Genomic DNA, 18,034 nt, shown 5'->3' on the forward strand with positions numbered 1-18,034 from the left:
TTCAGGAGTCCACACAACCCCCGATGATCACGCGGTGGCCGTACCCGTTCCCAGCCGGACCCGACTCAAGATCGCGAAGTCAGACTGGAGTACTAAGGGCCCGGACGTGCTCGTCGTCCCTGACAGCTGTCAGGGACGACGAGCACCGCTACACGGAGTCCATGCGCCTCACGGCGCTTCCGGCGGAGATGACGTCAGCGGAGGTATGACCTCTGCGGAGGCGTGATCTCAGCGGACCTCCCGCGCGTACGGCGCGACGGTGATCCGGTCGATCAGCGGTGCGTAGCGGGAGCGGAGCAGCACGCCCGGGAACGCGTCCGAGGCGTACGTGGTGCCGTCGAAGTTCGGCAGTTCCTCGGAGCGGAAGCCGATCGTGTTCTTCCCCTTCTTCAGCTGCACCGGGACGGTCAGCTCCCAGAAGTTGTTCCGGTGGAAGCTGTGCGGGAAGCCGACGCGCCGCGCGTCGCCGCCGTTGACGCTGATGTCGGCGTGGCGGGCGAGCGGGTCGGGGTTGTAGTGGGTGGCCTCGGACTGCTCCGGGTTGGAGTAGCGGATGCGCAACGCGTACAGACCAGCATGGTCGGCCGTGACGGTGAACGTCGCGGTGTTGCCGTTGCCCGGGGCGCCGCCGATGCCCGTGATCGCCGTGCCGCCGGTGGCGAGGGAGAGCGGGGTGAGCGTGGCCGAGCCCGCGAGCCGCGCGTCCCCGGCCTCGTACGTGCGCGTCGGCAGCGTGCCCTCGGTCGGGGTGACCGTGAGACGGTCGACGAGGGTCGTGCCCGGACCCCCGGTCACGGTCACCTTGTTGACGCCGCCGGAGAGGGAGACCGCCGCACGGGTACTGCCCTTGGCCAGACGCAGGACCTCGTGGCCGTTGACGGAGAGCCGGGCGCCGGTTCCGTCGAGGGTGTCGACCTTGAGCGTGGCCTCGCGGTCGGCAGGCGAGTAGACCCAGAACGTGGCGCTCTGGCCCTTCGCGAGGCGGACCGCGCCCGAACCGGTCGCCGCCGGCTTCGGAAGGTCGTAGACGGGACGTGCGCCGCCGGCCGGCCAGGCCAGCTCGCCCTCGTGGACCTGCGTGTCCGCCGAGGCGCGGGGGAGGGAGAGGGCGAGGCGGTCGACGATGGCGTCGCCCTTCGTGACGCGCTTGCCGTCGGCGCTCTTCGCGGCGAGCGTCAGCGTGTGCTTGCCCTTGGTGAGCTGCACCTTGGTGTCGCTGTGGTCCCAGACGGCCCACTTGTAGCCGAGCGGCAGGTGCAGTTCCTGCTCGCTGCCGGCCTTGCCGTCCACCCTCAGGAAGACGTTGGTCGGGCCCTCCTCCTCGACCTTGTCGAAGGTGTTGAGGGAGTTGGCGAAGACGCTCAGGTCGTACGTGCCGTCCTCGGGCACGTCCACGGTGAAGTCGAGTGCGACGTCCGAGCCGGTGCGCAGGCCGCCGACGTCGTAGCCGCCGGAGGTGTAGAACTTCGACACGTCACGCGGCGAGCCCTCCGGGCCGTTCTTCGACCAGCCGGAGCCGGTGTGCGCGGCGTCCTCCGCCTCGTACGAGGACTGCCACCGCACGGGCGGGGCCTGTGTGCCCTTCGCCTCACCGGCCGGACTGAGGACCACCTCGTAGGCCGAGGACTCCTCAAGCTCCGGCAGGGCCCCGTCGCCGAAGTCGAGCGTGACCGTGCCGTCCTCACCGACCTTCAGGTTCGACTCGGCGAGCAGCTTCGGGCCGGACGAGTCGCCGACCTGCCCGCTCCACTCGATCTCCCGCACCCAGGCGTGCACGCGCGTGCCGAAGACCTTCTTCGGGACACCGGCGAAGGTGATGTGGCCCTTGCCGGTGGAGCCGCCGAAGACCAGCCGGGACTGCTTCTTCTTCTCGTCGAGCGTGGCGACGCCCTGCATGGTGTAGTTCTCGCCGGGGAACGGCGGGGTCACCTTCACGGTGTGCCCGCTCATCGAGGCGTATGAATTCAGCAGCCACCACTGGCCGTTGCCGCGGTTGGACTGCACGGCGGAGTCGGAGAGGTTCCCGTCGATGTTCCAGTACGCGATGTCGGCGTCGACCTTGGACTCCTCGATCGCGGATACCCACTGGATCATCTGGCCGGGCACCGAGGTGTGGTAGTTGAACGCGTACTCGTTGATGTTGACGGGGAGTCGGGTGCCTTCCCTGTCGGTGCCCTTGAACAGGTCCTTTTCCCACGCCCGGTACGTGGCGACGCTCTGGCGCACCGCCTCCGGGTGGCTCAGTTCGTGCCAGGTGATGACGTCAGGGAGGGTTCCGGCGGCCAGGGCGTGGGCGAGGAAGCCCTTCACCTGGTCGTACAGGACGCTGGTGTTGGGTCCGGCGATGCGGGCGTTCGGCATCTTGCCCTTGATGAGCTTGTGGACCTGGTCCCAGGCGGCGAAGTAGTCGTCCGGGTCGTTGAGCCAGCTGACCTTGTCGTAGCTCCACTCGCCGGTGCCGAACATGTTGCCCTCGGGCTCGTTGAACGGCACGAAGACGATGTTGTCCTGGTACTGCTTCGGCAGCTTCAGGACCTGGTCGACCTGCTTGGCGATCTTCTCCTCGTAGCCCTTGAGCTTCTCCGCGGGGGTGTCGCCAGGCCACTGGTAGGGGAAACCGCGGTAGATGTCGGTCATGTAGATGTACACGTCACCGTCGGTGGAGTCGGCCAGCGGCTTGACCACCTCGAGGGCGTCGGCACCGGGGTGCTGCGGGCCGTCCTGCGCCTTGGTGGAGACCGTGCGCAGGCCCATGCCCTCCATGAGGTTGTTGGTCGGGACGTCCGGCCCGTACACGCCGTAGAGGGTGCCGGAGGCGCCGCCGTGGAACGCGCCGGTGTCGGAGCCGAGGTCGACGGTGAGCTGACCCTCGCGAACCACGGTGAGGGTGGCCTCGACCGCGCGTCCGGCCGCGGTTCCGGCGACCGTGAAGGTGCCGGGCGCGGCGTACTTCTCGGCAGGGACGGCGTCCCAGGTGACGGGCGTGTCGCGGTCGTAGCCGTCGGAGAACGAGGAGCGGACGGCGGCGGGGAGCGACGGGGCGGTCCCGGTCGTGGTGCGTGCCTCGAAGGAGGTCTTCGAGAGCTGCTGAAGGGTGGGCACGGATCCGACCGTACCGGCCACCTGCTCGGGGCTCAGGGCGGCGTGCCACACGGTGAAGTCGTCGATCGCACCCTTGAGCAGCGGGTCCGGGTAGAGGGATTTGCCTATGTACCCGGCGGCGGTGGCCGAGGCGTCCAGCAGGTCCTTGGCCTTGATGCCGGTCTCGGCGGAGGAGACCGCCACGCCGTCGAGGTACGTGGTGAGCCGGCCGGCGGAGGTGTCGAGGGTGACGGTGACGGTCCGCCACTCGTCCGCGGGGAGCGGCGCGTAGCCGCGCACCTGGGCCTCGGTGCCCCCACCACCGGTGGTCACGGAGGTCTGGAACAGCCCGCCGCCGTTGTAGGGCGTGCTGAAGAGGTACTTCGTGGTGTTCGTGCCCAGGTCGAAGATCCGCTGCCAGGGCGACTTGTCGCCACTCCACTTCACGCGCGCGGAGACCGTCAGGTCGGCCGTGTCGCCGACCACGGCACGGGGGAGGCGGACGTACGCGCCGTCGGCGTCGGACGCGCCGCCGGGCAGGGCGAGGGCCCTGCCTCCGCCGGTGCCCTCGACGGACCGGGCGGTCGAGCCGTTCACCAGGTCTGCCGTCAGACCGTTGCCGGAACTGTCGGTGATCTTCCCGGAGGCCATGTCGTCCTGGTCAAAGGTGTAGCGGGCGGCGGGCCGGGGCGCCTCCGCCGCCTGGGCGGGGGCGGCCGGTGCGGCCAGCAGGCCCGCGCCGAGCGCGAGTGTCACGGCGGCGGGTGCCCGTCGCCTGGCGGATCTGTCAGCGGATGGCATGGATGGCGTCCTTGATCTCTGAGTGGGCGGTTCCGGGAGTGGGCGGTTTCGGGTGGCGGGGGTTCCGGGAGTGGGCGGTTTCGGGTGGCGGGGGTTCCGGGAGTGGGCGGTTTCGGGTGGCGGGGGTTCCGGGAGTGGGCGGTTTCGGGAGGCGAGGGTTCCGGGAGTGGGCGGTTCCGGAAGGAGAAGGTTCCGGGAGTAGGTGGTTCCGGGCGGTAGGCGGTTCCGGCCGGCCGGGCTCGGCCGGCGGCTCGTACACGTGATGGCCCGGGGAGGAGAGCGCATGGGGAGGTCGGTGCTGGTCGAATCGGTTCGATCTTCCGGGCCGCAGGCACGTCTCCGGACCGTGAGGGCGACCGCTCGCCTCCACGGGAAGTACGGGAACAGCCCGGGTTCGCCGGAAGGATCACTTCGTCGAACCGGTTCGCGAAGCTAGCACCGGGAAACCCGCCCAGCAATCCTTCCGGCAGAAGGAGGTTCCCGGTCTTCGGGCGGATCGAGAAAGTGTGGTCCAGGATGTTGACAGGCATTCGGGCAGTTCCTACCTTCGCTTCACGCGAACCGGTTCGACGACCGGCCGTCGAACCCCTTCCCACGCCTCACCCACACGACCGGCGAACGCTCCCTCCCACGAGGTGTCGAACCGGTTCGAGCAAGGAGCCGCCGTGAACATCGGTGAGATCGCCGAGCGGGCCGGTGTCTCGCGGAGCACCGTGTCCTACGCGCTGAGCGGCAAGCGCTCGGTGTCGGAGGAGACCCGTCGCAAGATCCAACAGGTCATCGACGAGTTGGGGTACCGGCCCAACGCCAGCGCGCGAGCCCTGGCCAACGGGCGCACCAGCACCATCGGCCTCGTCTTCCCGCCCGCGGGCAACCACTACACGGGGATGCAGCTGGACTTCATCGGCAGCGTGGTGGAGGCGGCGGCGGTGCACGACTACGACGTGCTGCTGTCGCCCAGCGGTGTCGACAGTGACCGTTCGTTCCAGCGGCTGCTGGGGGAGCGGAGGGTCGACGGGGCGATCCTGATGGAGATCAGGCTGGAGGACGACCGGGTCGACCACCTGGCCGAACTGGACTTCCCCGCCGTCGCCATCGGCCGCACCGCCCATCCGGAGAACGGCTGGTGGGTGAGCCTGGACCACACGGCGCTCGCCGCGGCCTGTGTCCACCATCTCGCCGACCTCGGCCACCGCCGGGTCGCCTTCGTCAACCGGCCCGAGCTGCTGCTGCACGCCGGGTACGAGTCCGCGCACCGCGGCCTGGACGGCTTCACCAAGGCCGCGGCCGAGCGCGGGCTCACGGTAGGGACGTACTGCTGCGGGGACGACGCGGCGTCCGGCCAGGCCTGCCTGGAGCGGATCCTGCACGACGACCCGGCCACCACCGCCCTGGTCACACTGAACGAGGCCGCACTGGGCGGCCTGTATCGAGGGCTCGCGAAATCGGGCCGCCACGTACCGCGCGACTTCTCCGTCACCGGAGTCGTCGCGAGCCGGTGGGCCGAGACGGTCACTCCGCAGCTCACCGCGGCGGACGTACCGGCCGAGGAGATGGGCCGGCGCGCGGTCGACCTGCTCGTCGAGCGGATCGAGCACCCCACCGCGCCGGGCCGCCACCACCTGCTCACACCGCCGATCTCGCTGCGGGCCAGCACCGGGCCCGCGACCGGTACCTCCTTCCCCGCGACCGGCACCTCCTTCCCCGAAGCCTGACCGCACGGCGCAGCCCCCTCACCCTCTCCCTCTTCAGGAGCACCCGACCCCCGCACCCTCGCCGGTTCGGAGTGCCCGCTTCCCCCAGTCACCCCTCCCACGGCACCCGTGTGCCCAGAACGAAGGACCCGCCATGCACAGCTCCTCAAGGCGCCGGCTGACCGCGGTGGCCCTGTCGGCCGTCGTCGCCGCCACCGGTGCCGCCTGCTCCTCCGGGTCGGGCAGCGCCGACACGAAGGGCTCGGACAGCGGCACGTACACCGTCTGGGACCCGTACCCGCAGTTCGCCAAGGGCTCGGCCTGGGTGAAGCTGCTGGACGCGTGCGGCGCCAAGACCGGGGTGAAGATCAAGAGGACCGGCTACGACACCAGCGACCTGGCGAACAAGGCGCTGCTGGCCGCCCAGCAGGACAACTCCGCGGACGTCCTCATCGTCGACAACCCCGTGGTGTCGACCCTGGCCGAGGCGGGCGTCCTCACCAGCACCGAGGACAACAAGCTCGACACCTCGAAGGTCGACCCCAACCTGCTCGCCGCCGGCCAGTCGGACGGCAAGACCTACGGAACCCCGATCGGCGCCAACACCCTCGCCCTCTACTACAACAAGAAGGTCCTGAAGGAGGCCGGGGTGGACATCGCCTCGGTCAAGGACTGGACGTCGCTGACGGCGGCGCTGGCGAAGGTGACGGCGGCGGGCAAGAAGGGCATCACCTTCTCCGCGATCGGCACGGAGGAGGGCAGCTTCCAGTTCCTGCCGTGGTTCTGGGGCGCGGGAGCCGAACTGACCGCACTGGACTCCGCGCAGGCCGCGTCCGCCCTGTCGCTGTGGAAGGACTGGCTGAAGGAGGGCTACGCCCCCAACTCCGTCATCAACAACACGCAGACCACCAGCTGGCAGGAGTTCGCCGGCGGCGACTACGCCTTCGCCGAGAACGGAACATGGCAGCTCGCCAACGCGAAGGAGGCAGGCTTCGACTACGGAGTCCTGCCGATACCGGGCGCCGACGGAGGCAGCGCCGCAGCCCCCACCGGAGGCGAGTTCGTCACCATCCCCACCCAGGGCGACACCGGCCGCTACGCCACCACCCAGAAGCTGGCGACCTGCCTGACCAGCACCCAGAACCTGTACGACACCGACACCACCCTGTCCTACGTGGCCCCCACCGGCGAGGTCCAGGCCAAGCAGGTCGCGGCGAACGCCGAACTGAAGCCCTGGGTCGCGGCGGTCAAGGCGGCCAAGGGACGCACCAGCGACGACCTGGGCACGAAGTACCCGAAGATCTCCGAGCAGCTGTGGAAGGCCGTCCAGTCCGCCCTCAGCGGGGCCAAGTCGCCCAAGGACGCCCTCACTTCGGCGCAGGCCGCGGTGAAGTGACGAGGGCCCGATGAAGCAGACGACCCATCCGCGGGACCACCTGGCCGCGCCCGTCCGGAACGGGGCGGCCACCGCCGCCCCGCCCCCGGCCCCCGCGCGCGCCCGGCGCCGTCCGACCTCCCCGCAGTGGGCCGCCTGGGGGTTCCTCGCCCCGGTGACCCTCTACCTGGCCCTCTTCTACGCCTATCCGCTCTACCGCAACCTCGACCTCAGCCTGCGCAACTACACCGTCCGCTCCTTCGTCCAGGGCAACGCGCCCTTCGCCGGCATCGAGAACTACCGGACCGTCCTCGACGACCCGACCTTCGCCCCCGCCCTGCTCCACACCGCGCTCTTCACCGCCGTCTGCCTGGTATTCCAGTACGCCATCGGCCTCGCCCTCGCGGTCTTCTTCAGCCGGCACTTCCGGCTGTCGGCGACCCTGCGCGCGCTGTTCCTGGTGCCGTGGCTGCTGCCGCTGATCGTGTCGGCGTCCACCTGGTCGTGGATGCTCAACAGCGACTCCGGTATCGTCAACGCCGCCCTGCACGGCCTCGGCATCGCCCCGGTGAACTGGCTGACCTCACCGTCCTGGTCACTGACCTCGGTGATCATCGCGAACATCTGGATCGGGGTCCCGTTCAACCTGGTCGTGCTGTACAGCGGCCTCCAGTCCATCCCCGCGAGCCTGTACGAGGCCGCCGCCCTCGACGGCGCGGGCGCCTGGCAGCGCTTCTGGCGCATCACCTTCCCGCTGCTGCGCCCGGTGTCCGCGATCACCCTCCTCCTCGGCCTGATCTACACGCTCAAGGTGTTCGACATCATCTGGATCATGACCAAGGGCGGACCGGCGGACTCGTCGACCACCTTCGCCACCTGGTCCTACCAGCTCGGCTTCGGCAATCTCCTGCCCGCCTTCGGACCCGGCGCGGCCGTCGGCAACCTGCTGGTCGTCGCCGCCCTGGTGTTCGGGCTGATCTACCTCAAGGTCCAGCGAAAGCAGGCGCTGTCATGACCCGACGCACCGGCCGCACAGGGTGGAAGACCGTCCTCGGACTGCTTCTGACGGCGGTCATGCTCTTCCCGGTCTACTGGATGCTCAACGTGTCCCTCACCCCCGACCGGGACATGCGCAAGAGCCCACCCGACCTCTTCCCCACCCACGGCACACTGGACGGGTACCGCACGGTCCTCCACGAGCAGCTGCCCTATCTCGGCACCAGCCTCGTCATCGGCCTGGGCACCGTCGCCCTGACCATCGCCCTGTCCGCCCCCGCCGGCTACGCCCTGGCCAAACTGCGCCCACGCGGCGGCGGCATCCTCAGCTTCGTCCTGCTGGCCGCGCAGATGATCCCCGGCATCATCATGGCGATGGGCTTCTACGCCATCTACCTCAGCCTCGGCCTGCTCCAGTCCGTCCCCGGCCTGATCGTGGCCGACTCCACGCTGGCCGTCCCCTTCGGCGTCCTCATCTTCACCGCGTTCATGTCCGGCATCCCCGGCGAGCTGCTCCAGGCCGCGAAGACGGACGGGGCGGGAGCCCTGCGGACCTTCTGGTCCGTCGTCCTGCCGATGAGCCGCAACGCCGTCGTCACGGTGTCCCTGTTCGCGTTCCTGTGGTCCTGGTCCGACTTCGTCTTCGCCGGAACCCTCGTCACCGGCGGCGCCCACGAGCCGATCACCCTCGGCATCTACCACTACATCGGCAACAACAACCAGGAGTGGAACGCCATCATGGCCACCGCCGTCGTGGCCTCGCTGCCCGCCGCGGTCATCCTCGTCCTCGCCCAGCGCTACGTCGCCGCCGGAGTGACCGCCGGGGCCGTCAAGGACTGACCCGGGACCCATCCCCTTCCCCCTGTCCCCACCGAGCCGCCTGCGCGTCAGCCGGCCGGTGACCCCTGCTCGAGAAACGAGTCAGCGTCATGACCGCCCCCCGATCCGGCCCGGCCTTCTCCGTCCACGACATCCCGTTCAGTACGCACGGATCCTGGTTCGACATCTCACCCGTGGTGGCGGAGAAGACCTACGCCGAGGACCTCCACCTCGTCTCGCACCAGAACGGCATGCACGCCGTCCTGCGCCTCGTCCCGCTCGACCCGGCGACGGGCGACCGGGCCGAAACCCGCGTCGAGACCACACCGGGCCGGCTCAGCTGGATCGGCGAGAGCGGACGCGTCGACCTCTCCTACGAGTCGCCCGACACCGTGCGCCTGCGGGGAAGCGGCCTGGGCATGAGCGTCGACGCGGCCGCGCGGACCCTCACCCCGTTCAGCGGAACGTACTTCTTCCGCGACCCGGCCGCCGACGCGTACGTGTTCACCTCCTACGAGACCGGACGCCGCTACCGCGTCACCGTGCTGTCCGGCACCGTCACCGACGCCGGCACCCAGAGCCTGGGCGGCGGCCACCGCGGCCTCACCCTGACGTCGGAGGCGAACGGTCCCTGGGAGATCGCGATCGAGGAACTCGACACCGCCCGCCCGCCGTACGCGTCCGCGGCGACGTTCGACGCCATCACCGAGTCCGAGCAGCGCTCGTTCGCGGAGTTCGTCGACCTGGTGGCCCCGTGGCGCTCGTCCGCCACCCCCGCCGCCGAACTCGCCGTCTACGTCGTCTGGTCGGCGACCGTACGCCCCACCGGGCTCGTCACCCGGCCCGCGGTGCTGATGTCCAAGCACTGGATGGACAAGGTCTGGAGCTGGGACCACTGCTTCAACGCCCTCGCCCTCGCCCCCGGTTGCCCCGACCTGGCCCTCGACCAGTTCGCCCTGCCCTTCGACCACCAGGACGACAGCGGCGCCCTGCCCGACTCCGTCACCCACTCCGAAGTGCTCTACAACTTCGTCAAACCGCCCATCCACGGCTGGACCTCCGGCCGGCTGCGCCGCCGCCTGCCGACCCCTCCCGGCCCCGCCGAGCTCGCCGAGACCTACGGCCTGCTGGAACGCTGGACCGGCTTCTGGCTCACCGCCCGGCGAGCCCCCGGCGCCGACCTGCCCCACTACCAGCACGGCAACGACAGCGGCTGGGACAACGCCACCACCTTCGACCCCGCGCGGGTCGTCGAAAGCGCCGACCTGGCCGCCTTCCTCGTCCTCCAGCTGCATGAACTGGCCGACCTGGCCACCGCACTGGACATGCCGGAGGAGGCGATCCGCTGGACGCGGACTGCCGAGGAGACACAGACGGCGCTGCTGGACCGGCTCTGGGCCACCGACCGGTTCGTGGCCCGGGCCGTCGGCACCGGGGACACCTGGAGCAGCTCCAGCCTCCTCGACCTGATGCCCGTCGTCCTCGGCGAACACCTGCCCGCCGATGTCAGCGGCACGCTGGCCGACCACATCAAGGCCCACCTCACGCCGTACGGCCTCGCCACCGAGCTGCCCACCTCACCGCACTACCTCGCCGACGGCTACTGGCGCGGCCCCATCTGGGCCCCCGCCACCGTCCTCATCGAAGACGGCCTGCGCCGCGCCGGCCACGAGCGCCTCGCGGACGACATCAGCGCCCGCTTCCGCGCCCTGTGCGAAACCCACGGCTTCGCCGAGAACTTCGACGCGCTCACCGGAACGGGCCTGCGCGACCGCGCCTACACCTGGACCGCCAGCAGCTACCTCCTCCTCGCCGAAGCACACGCACACCGAGACGCCCGCTGACCGGAGGACCGGGAACCGACTCATCGGTGGCCGCCCCCGCGGTCACCGCTAACCCGGAGCCCGAGGCGCGATGTGTCTCACAGCCGGGCCGCGTGGTCGGGGACGTAGGTCTGCAGGTCGCGCGGCGGGCGCTGGTAACCGGTCGACGGGGGGCGGTCCGGCAGCTCCAGCACGGGCGGCGGCACCTCGTGGTACGGCACGGAGTCCAGCAGGTGGGCGATCATGTTCAGCCGGGCGCGGCGCTTGTCGTCGCTCTCGACGACGTACCACGGGGCCTCCGTGATGTCGGTGTGCACCATCATCTCGTCCTTGGCCCGCGAGTACGCCTCCCAGCGGCTGATCGACTCCAGGTCCATCGGCGACAGCTTCCAGTGCCGCAGCGGGTCCTCGAGACGCCGGCGGAAACGCTCCTGCTGCTCGGTGTCGCTCACCGAGAACCAGTATTTGCGCAGCAGGATGCCGTCCTCGGTCAGCATCCGCTCGAAGATCGGGCACTGGCGCAGGAAGAGCTGGTACTCCTCCTTCGAGCAGAAGCCCATCACGTGCTCGACACCGGCCCGGTTGTACCAGGACCGGTCGAACAGCACGATCTCCCCGGCGGCCGGCAGGTGCTCGACGTACCGCTGGAAGTACCACTGGGTGCGCTCACGCTCGGTGGGCTTCGGCAGCGCCGCGATCCGCGCGACGCGCGGGTTGAGGTGCTCCGCGACCCGCTTGATGGTCCCGCCCTTGCCGGCCGCGTCCCGCCCCTCGAAGACGACGACCAGCCGGGCCTTCTCGGCGCGCACCCACTCCTGGAGTTTCACCAACTCCGTCTGCAGGCGCAGCAGTTCCTTCTCGTACGCCTTGCGCGGCACCTTCGCCGCCTGCTCGTTCGTCATGCCGCCTCCGCACGCCGCGGTGCCGTCGGGCCTCCGTCCCTGCACCGTACTGGCCTGCCGGGGCCCGCGCACGATGTGCCGCTCCGCCGGCGGCGCCGGCACGGGACCGTCGTCGAAAGGGCCCGCCCGAGTGGCCACCGCAGATCGAATCGAGGGAGGCTGGAGAGGAGGCGGCGGGCCGAGGGCCGGCTGCGGTCTCCGGGCGCCGTGAGCGGCGCGAGCGGACGGACGAGGTGCGCGGCGGATGGGAGAAAGCCCATGAGGGTCGGAGTACTGACCGGCGGCGGTGACTGTCCCGGCCTCAACGCGGTGATCCGCAGTGTCGTCCGCAAGGGCGTTCAGGAATACGCGTTCGACTTCGTCGGTGTGCGGGACGGCTGGCTCGGCCTGCTCAAGAACGATGTCGTTCCGCTGGACATCTCCAGCGTCCGGGGGATCCTGCCCCGCGGTGGGACCATCCTCGGGTCCTCCCGCACGAACCCGTTCAAGCACGAGGGCGGGCTGCGACGGGTGCGGGACACCCTCGCCTCGCACGAGGTGGACGCGCTCGTCGTGATCGGCGGCGAGGACACGCTGGGAGCGGCCACAGAGCTCAGCCGGCAGGGGATCAACCTCGTCGGTGTGCCGAAGACCATCGACAACGACGTCTCGGGCACCGACTACACCTTCGGTTTCGACACCGCCGTCGGTATCGCGACGGAGGCCATCGACCGCCTCCACACCACCGCGGAGTCACACATGCGCGCCCTCGTGGTGGAGGTGATGGGGCGGCACTCGGGGTGGATCGCGCTGCATGCCGGCGTCGCGGGCGGTGCCAACGTGATTCTCGTCCCGGAGCGGCCCTTCGACATCGATCAGGTCTGTGAGCTGGTGAAACGCCGGTTCGAGATCAATTACGCGCCGATCGTCGTCGTGGCCGAAGGGGCTGTCCCCAAGGAGGGACAGCTGATGGTCAAGGACCAGTCCCTGGACGAGTTCGGCCATGTGCGACTGTCCGGCATCGGGGAGTGGCTGGCCCAGGAGATCTCGGCTCGCACCCAGAAGGACGCCCGCACCACGGTCCTCGGCCACATCCAGCGCGGCGGCACACCGAGCGCCTTCGACCGGTGGCTCGCCACCCGGTTCGGACTGCATGCCATCGACGCGGTCAAGGAAGGCGACTTCGGCCGCATGGTCGCCCTGCGGGGTACGCGGATCGTCCGCGTCCCTCTCGCGGAAGCCACCGGGCAGAACAAGGTGGTGGACCCGTCGCTGTACGACGAGTTCGAGGCCTTCTACGGCTGATCGGTCACCCTCCGTGCGGGACGACCGCCACCGGACAGCGGGCGTGGTGCAGCACGGCGTGGGCGACCGGTCCCAGACGGCCTTGCGTCACCTGCGGCTCGGCGCGGCGCCCCACGACGAGCAGGTCCGCATCCCCGGAGGCGTTCAGAAGGGCCTCCGCGGGGTGGAGCAGCATGAGATCGCTGACGACGGTCACACCGGGATACTTCTCCTGCCACGGGCGCAGGGCGTCGGACAGCCGCAGAACCTCCTGGTCCTCCCAGTCCGCCCGGTCCCCCTCGGTCACCACCAGGCTCCGTGAGGAGACGGATTCGGCGGGAAAGGCCCAGGACTGCACCACGTGCAGCGGCGCGGCGTGAACATCGGCTGCCGAGAACGCGAAGTCGGCCACCTCACCGACCGGCCGGTGCGCGTCGAATTCCACGACGACCGAACCGGTGCCGTGCGCTGCGCGGTCCTGCTCCGCGAAGGCGCCGGGGCGGTGCGGGACGAGCACGACGGGGCAGGGGGCCGCTGCCGCCACCCGCAGAGCCACCGAGCCGACTGCCAGCCCCTCGAACCCGCCCGTTCCGCGCATGCCGGCGACGAGGAGCCCCGCATCACCTGCCGCGGCGACGAGAGCCCCCGCCGGGGCGTCGTCGCACTGCACGGTCTCCACCCGGAGGTCCGGATGACGCTCGGCGAGGTCCGCGACCGTCCGCTGGAGCAACTGGGCGCCGATGTCGCGCAGCCGGTGCAGGGCCTGACCCGGCACGACGGCTCCGGGGAGCTGCGGAGACGCGTGCAGCAGCCGTAGCGCAACGCCGCGCAGCTCCGCCTCCCGTGCCGCCAGAACGGCCGCCGCCGCGGCACGCTCGGACCCGTCGACACCCACCAGCACAGGGAGCCGCATCCCGGCCTCCTCACTCCGCCCGTACCCTCGCGGGCTACCCGGCCCATGCCCCTCTTCCACTGTTCCACGACGGGACGGCCACGGCGCCCGGACCGGGTACGGGGCGACATCAGCGGCCGGTCCCCCCGCACAGCAGGGCACCGGTGCCCGGGAGCCCCCTTTCCCAGGCCTAGGCTGACGGAGGGCCGGTGTCGAGCCGTTCGGCGGCCACTCGCTCGAGGCGCGTCCAGCCCCTCCAGCCCCGCTCCTCCAAGATCGCCACCAGCCGCTCGACAGTTGGCGAGGACTGGACCATGGTCGAGTCCAGCAGGCCGACGAACTGGCCGTCGAGCCCGTTGACCCGGCGTCAAGGTCAAGCAGAGTCCTGACCAGCGCATACAGAGCGTTGGTGCGGGTGCGGGTGCGAGGCGTTCCGTGAGGCGATGTCGGCGGGCGTCCGGGATTCAGCGGTCGTTCAGGATCCGGCCCGGATCACCGTACGGCCTGTTTGTCTTTCTCCTTCGCCGCTTCGAAATAGTCGCCGCCTTTGCGTTTGACGTCGTCCGTGCCCCAGGCCTGTTCGCCTGCGGTGGCTGTGGGCTCTCTGTCCTCGGTCCGGGGGCGCAGCGGCATTTTGACCAGTCTTGGTATGTGCTTCGAGCAGTGGATGTAGGCCTCTTCGACCTCGACCTCGACCCACATCTGCGGACGGCGCCCCGGCAACGGATCGAAGGGCAGGGCGGGATGGTCACGGCGCATGGTTTCGTCGGGGATCAGGCGGGCCCGGCCATTGATGTGCAAGCCGATGCGATCCACGGAGAAGTCGATGAACAGGAGGCCGACGTGCGGGTTCTCGCGGATGTTGCCGAGCGACGCCATGACGCCGTTTCCCCGGTATTCCGGGTATGTGAGGGTCGTGTCGTCGAGGACGTGCAGGAAACCGGGTGGGCCGGCCCGGAAGGTGCTGTCGCATTCACCGCGGCTGTCCGACGTGGCGAGGAAGAACATCTCCTGCCGGGCCACGAACTCCTGCATCCTGGGGTTGAGCCGGTCCAGCACCTGCTCGTCGTAGAAGCGATCAGCGCGGCCGGTGGTGGCCAACTCGTGCTGGATCTCGTGTTCTCCGTGGCTTCCGGGCCGGTCTGCCCGCTCGTCCTGGTGCAACGGTCCTCCTGACAGACGAGCCAACGCCTGCATCCGAGACCTGCTCCGGTGGTCCTACCGGCGCAGGTGACTCTGCCGATCCCCTGGGAGGCCGAACAGCGGTGATCGGCCACGCACACGAGGGTAGAGCAGACCGTTCGAACGTTCCGGCGGGGAGGGGAAGAAGGGCGGTCGGATGCCGCAGCCGTCGATGGTCTTTCGCGGAGAATTCGAGGATCTGTGTGAAGAATGGATGGAACCGTTGTCTTTCGGGAGGACTTCCGATGCGCAGCGTGACCTATTCGATGAACGTTTCACTTGACGGCTACATCGTCGGGCCGGACGGCCGCTTCGACTGGACGGAGCCGGACGAGGACGTCTTCCGCTTCTGGATCGACGACATCCGACAGGTCGACGTTCATCTGCTGGGGCGACGGCTGTACGAGACGATGCTGTACTGGGAGACCGCCGATCAGGATTCCGCACTCGACGACGCTCAGCTCGAGTGGGCCGCCCTGTGGAATCCGCTCCCGAAGGTGGTGTTCTCCAAGACGCTGACGTCGGTGCGGGGCAATGCCCGCCTGGTCTCCGGCGGTCTGGCGGAGGAGATCGAGCGGCTGCGCTCCGAGCCGGGGGAGGGGGAGATCGCCCTCGGCGGCGCGACCCTCGCCGCGCAGGGGGCTGCATCCGGTCTGATCGACGAGTACCGGGCCATGGTCTACCCGGTGCTGGTCGGCGGTGGTATCCCGTTCTTCCCGCGGGACGAGCGCCGGGTGGACCTCGAGCTCGTCGAGACACGCACCTTCAGCTCCGGGGTCGTCCATCTCCGCCACCGCGTGACGCGCTAGGTGAAGGGGTGTGGCTCCTCGCGGCGTTGCATGCTCCACCCGGTCCTCAGGCGGAAGCTCTGCGCCTCTCCAGCTTGTTGCCGCTCCAGCCGCCCAAGGACGGGATGACGTCGCCGGCCGCCCGCACCGTGTTATCTCAGTTCATGACTTAAGGAATGACGCAAGCGACTGTCAAGGCTTTGGTACAGGCCAATCCGGGTGGCGGCTCGGTGCGCGGTGAGGCGTCCAGGAACCGGTGGAGGGAGCTCGTCATGCTGGTGACGAAGGCGTCGCGGGTCGGGGCGCCGACACGGTCCAAGGACGGGTAGGGGTTGAGGTCCTCCAACTCGACCTACTGACGCCGCCGGGCACTGCCCCGCGCCGGGTTCGCTCCCTCGATCGCCGGCCCGGTGACGCCCGTGGCGGCCGGTCGCATGCCCCGCTCCCACCGGGAGCCGCCCGCGTCGCGACGCAGGCGGGTGAAGCCTGAGCCGCCGTCAGCTTCCCGGGGCATGCATGAGGATCTCCGCCGTATCCGGCCGGGTCGGCGGTATCGATGCGCTGGAGGCGAGAGTGATGAACGAACGAGCCGGACGGACGGGCCCCCACACCATCAGCGTCCCGGTCCTCATCGTGGGCGGCTCGCTGGTCGGCCTGTCCACCTCGTTGTTCCTGGGACGGCTGGGCGTGCCCCACGTGCTGGTGGAGCGACACGCAGGCACCTCCATCCACCCGCGGGGCCGCGGCAACAACGTGCGCACGATGGAACTGTTCCGGGTGGCGGGCGTCGAGAAGGGGATCAAGGACGCGGCCGCCACCCTGGCCGTCAACCACGGCATCCTCCAGGCGCCCACTCTGGTCGGCGACGCGGGCGAGTGGCTGTTCAGGGACATCGACCCGGGCGGCGGCCTCGCCCGCTTCAGCCCGAGCGCCTGGTGCCTGTGCAGCCAGAACGACCTCGAACCGGTGCTGCTCGACCACGCCCGTGAGCACGGAGGCGATCTGCGCTTCTCCACCGAGCTGATGTCGTTCGACAGCGATTCCACCGGCGTGACCGCCGTCGTCAAGAGCCGCGAGACGGGTGAGCACACCACCATCCGCGCGGACTATCTCGTCGCCGCGGACGGCCCGCGCAGCCCCGTGCGAGAGCAACTCGGGATCACCCAGAGCGGGCCCGGCGACCTGTTCCACAACGTCAGCCTCACGTTCCGCTCCCGTGGTCTCGCCGACGTCGTGGGGGACCGTCACTTCATCGTCTGCTACCTGACGAACCCCGAGGCCGACGGCGCCCTGCTGCCGGTGGACAACCGCGAGAACTGGGTCTTCCACGCCCCCTGGCACCCGGAAAACGGGGAATCCCTGGAGGAGTTCACGGACGAGCGATGCGTCGAGCACATCCGCCGGGCGGTCGGGGTCCCGGACCTCGATGTGGAGATCACCGGCAAGGCGCCCTGGCACGCCGCTCAGCGGGTCGCCCGCAGCTACCGGTCGGGACGTGTCTTCCTGGCCGGTGACTCGGCGCACGAGATGTCCCCCACCGGGGCCTTCGGTTCCAACACCGGTATCCAGGACGCTCACAACCTCGCCTGGAAGCTGGCCGCGGTGCTCGACGGCTGGGCGGGGGAGGAGTTGCTCGACACGTACGACGCCGAACGGCGCCCCGTGGCCGAGGCCACCAGCGCGCGGGCCGCGGCCCGGTCGGCCGAGCACAGCCACCCCGGATTCGCACCGCCCCCCGCAGCGGGCGGCGGTGGCCCCCAGAAGGGCATCCTCAACGTGGCCCTCGGCTACCGCTACCCGCAGGGTGCCGTCGTCGGCGCCGATCCGGAGATCCCGGTGGTGCCCGAGCGCCTCGATCTGAGCGGCGGACCGGGCAGCAGGGCGCCTCACCTGTGGGTGCGCCGAGGGGACGAACGGCTCTCGACGCTCGACCTGTACGAGCGGTCCCTCGTGCTGCTCAGTGACGCCGCTGAGCCGAACGAGTGGCACGGGGCAGCCGTCCGCCTCGCCGGCAAACTGTCCCTGCCGCTCACGTCGTACCGGGTGGGCACCGGGACTCAGGCCGACCTGGTGCCGGAGGACGACGCCGACTGGGCCGAGCGCCACGGCACCGGCCCTGGGGGCGCCGTACTCGTCCGGCCCGACGGATTCGTCGTATGGCGGTCGGAGGGGCCGGACGCGGACGCCGAGGCGGTACTGCACCAGGTCCTGAGGACCGCGCTGGCAGTCGCCTGAGCTCCCTGACGCAGCGGAGGGGGCAGCCGACCGGCGGAACGTCGGCTGCCCCGGCCGTGGCGGGAGGACGAGTGGATGCCCACGTCACCTGTGCGGGGGAGTGCGACCGGCAGGCCGTGACCGCGCGGATCGCCTGATCCCTCCGGGCCCTTCTGGCACCGCCAGCCTCCCGCCCGTCACTCG

The 18,034-nt window shown here is 70.1% G+C and carries 12 protein-coding genes and 1 pseudogene; 8 read left to right on the forward strand and 5 right to left on the reverse strand.

What is annotated here, in order from left to right; all coding sequences use genetic code 11:
• Positions 1-228: 228 nt before the first annotated feature.
• On the reverse strand, positions 229-3,882 hold the full coding sequence (locus HDC93_RS32625; RefSeq protein WP_185014442.1) for a LamG-like jellyroll fold domain-containing protein: 3,654 nt from the start codon (positions 3,880-3,882) through the stop codon (positions 229-231).
• Positions 3,883-4,547: 665 nt separating this feature from the next.
• On the opposite strand from HDC93_RS32625, the gene HDC93_RS32630 reads away from it, so the two are divergent.
• The 5 genes from HDC93_RS32630 to HDC93_RS32650 all read left to right on the forward strand — a co-directional run bounded on the left by HDC93_RS32630 (position 4,548) and on the right by HDC93_RS32650 (position 10,610).
• On the forward strand, positions 4,548-5,597 hold the full coding sequence (locus tag HDC93_RS32630) for a LacI family DNA-binding transcriptional regulator (protein WP_185014443.1): 1,050 nt from the start codon (positions 4,548-4,550) through the stop codon (positions 5,595-5,597).
• Positions 5,598-5,730: 133 nt separating this feature from the next.
• Positions 5,731-6,972 (forward strand): sugar ABC transporter substrate-binding protein, encoded by a 1,242-nt coding sequence (locus tag HDC93_RS32635; RefSeq protein WP_185014444.1) that lies wholly within the window; start codon positions 5,731-5,733, stop codon positions 6,970-6,972.
• Between the two features lie 10 nt (positions 6,973-6,982).
• Positions 6,983-7,966, forward strand: coding sequence for a carbohydrate ABC transporter permease (locus tag HDC93_RS32640; protein ID WP_185014445.1), 984 nt, complete (start codon positions 6,983-6,985; stop codon positions 7,964-7,966).
• Positions 7,963-8,787, forward strand: a complete 825-nt coding sequence (locus HDC93_RS32645) for a carbohydrate ABC transporter permease (protein ID WP_185014446.1) — start codon at positions 7,963-7,965, stop codon at positions 8,785-8,787. Before HDC93_RS32640 ends, HDC93_RS32645 begins: the two co-directional genes overlap by 4 nt.
• Positions 8,788-8,876: 89 nt before the next feature.
• Positions 8,877-10,610, forward strand: a complete 1,734-nt coding sequence (locus HDC93_RS32650) for an amylo-alpha-1,6-glucosidase (RefSeq protein ID WP_185014447.1) — start codon at positions 8,877-8,879, stop codon at positions 10,608-10,610.
• A 77-nt stretch (positions 10,611-10,687) separates the two neighbouring features.
• Here HDC93_RS32650 and ppk2 read toward each other — a convergent pair whose 3' ends face one another.
• The gene (ppk2, locus tag HDC93_RS32655) at positions 10,688-11,491 is read right to left on the reverse strand and encodes a polyphosphate kinase 2 (RefSeq protein WP_185014448.1); all 804 of its coding nucleotides are present in this window, start codon (positions 11,489-11,491) and stop codon (positions 10,688-10,690) included.
• Positions 11,492-11,749: 258 nt separating this feature from the next.
• On the opposite strand from ppk2, the gene HDC93_RS32660 reads away from it, so the two are divergent.
• Positions 11,750-12,775: a 6-phosphofructokinase gene (locus HDC93_RS32660; RefSeq protein WP_185014449.1), complete on the forward strand. Its 1,026-nt coding sequence runs from the start codon at positions 11,750-11,752 to the stop codon at positions 12,773-12,775.
• 4 nt (positions 12,776-12,779) lie between these two features.
• On the opposite strand, the gene HDC93_RS32665 is transcribed toward HDC93_RS32660, so the two are convergent.
• On the reverse strand, positions 12,780-13,667 hold the full coding sequence (locus tag HDC93_RS32665) for a universal stress protein (protein WP_185014450.1): 888 nt from the start codon (positions 13,665-13,667) through the stop codon (positions 12,780-12,782).
• Between the two features lie 471 nt (positions 13,668-14,138).
• Positions 14,139-14,810 carry a pyridoxamine 5'-phosphate oxidase family protein gene (locus HDC93_RS32670; protein WP_260419889.1) on the reverse strand — a complete coding sequence of 224 codons (672 nt, stop codon included), beginning with the start codon at positions 14,808-14,810 and terminating at the stop codon, positions 14,139-14,141.
• Between the two features lie 263 nt (positions 14,811-15,073).
• Here HDC93_RS32670 and HDC93_RS32675 point away from each other — a divergent pair, with 263 nt between their 5' ends.
• On the forward strand, positions 15,074-15,637 hold the full coding sequence (locus HDC93_RS32675; RefSeq protein ID WP_185014452.1) for a dihydrofolate reductase family protein: 564 nt from the start codon (positions 15,074-15,076) through the stop codon (positions 15,635-15,637).
• Between the two features lie 148 nt (positions 15,638-15,785).
• On the opposite strand, the pseudogene HDC93_RS38935 reads toward HDC93_RS32675, so the two are convergent.
• Positions 15,786-15,968: pseudogene (locus tag HDC93_RS38935) on the reverse strand (hypothetical protein); the annotation flags it as partial.
• 224 nt (positions 15,969-16,192) lie between these two features.
• Here HDC93_RS38935 and HDC93_RS32680 point away from each other — a divergent pair.
• Positions 16,193-17,851 carry an FAD-dependent monooxygenase gene (locus HDC93_RS32680; protein ID WP_185014453.1) on the forward strand — a complete coding sequence of 553 codons (1,659 nt, stop codon included), beginning with the start codon at positions 16,193-16,195 and terminating at the stop codon, positions 17,849-17,851.
• The last annotated feature ends 183 nt before the right edge of the window (positions 17,852-18,034 follow it).

The sequence above is a fragment of the Streptomyces sp. AK010 genome, assembly GCF_014207295.1.
GTDB lineage: Bacteria > Actinomycetota > Actinomycetes > Streptomycetales > Streptomycetaceae > Streptomyces > Streptomyces massasporeus.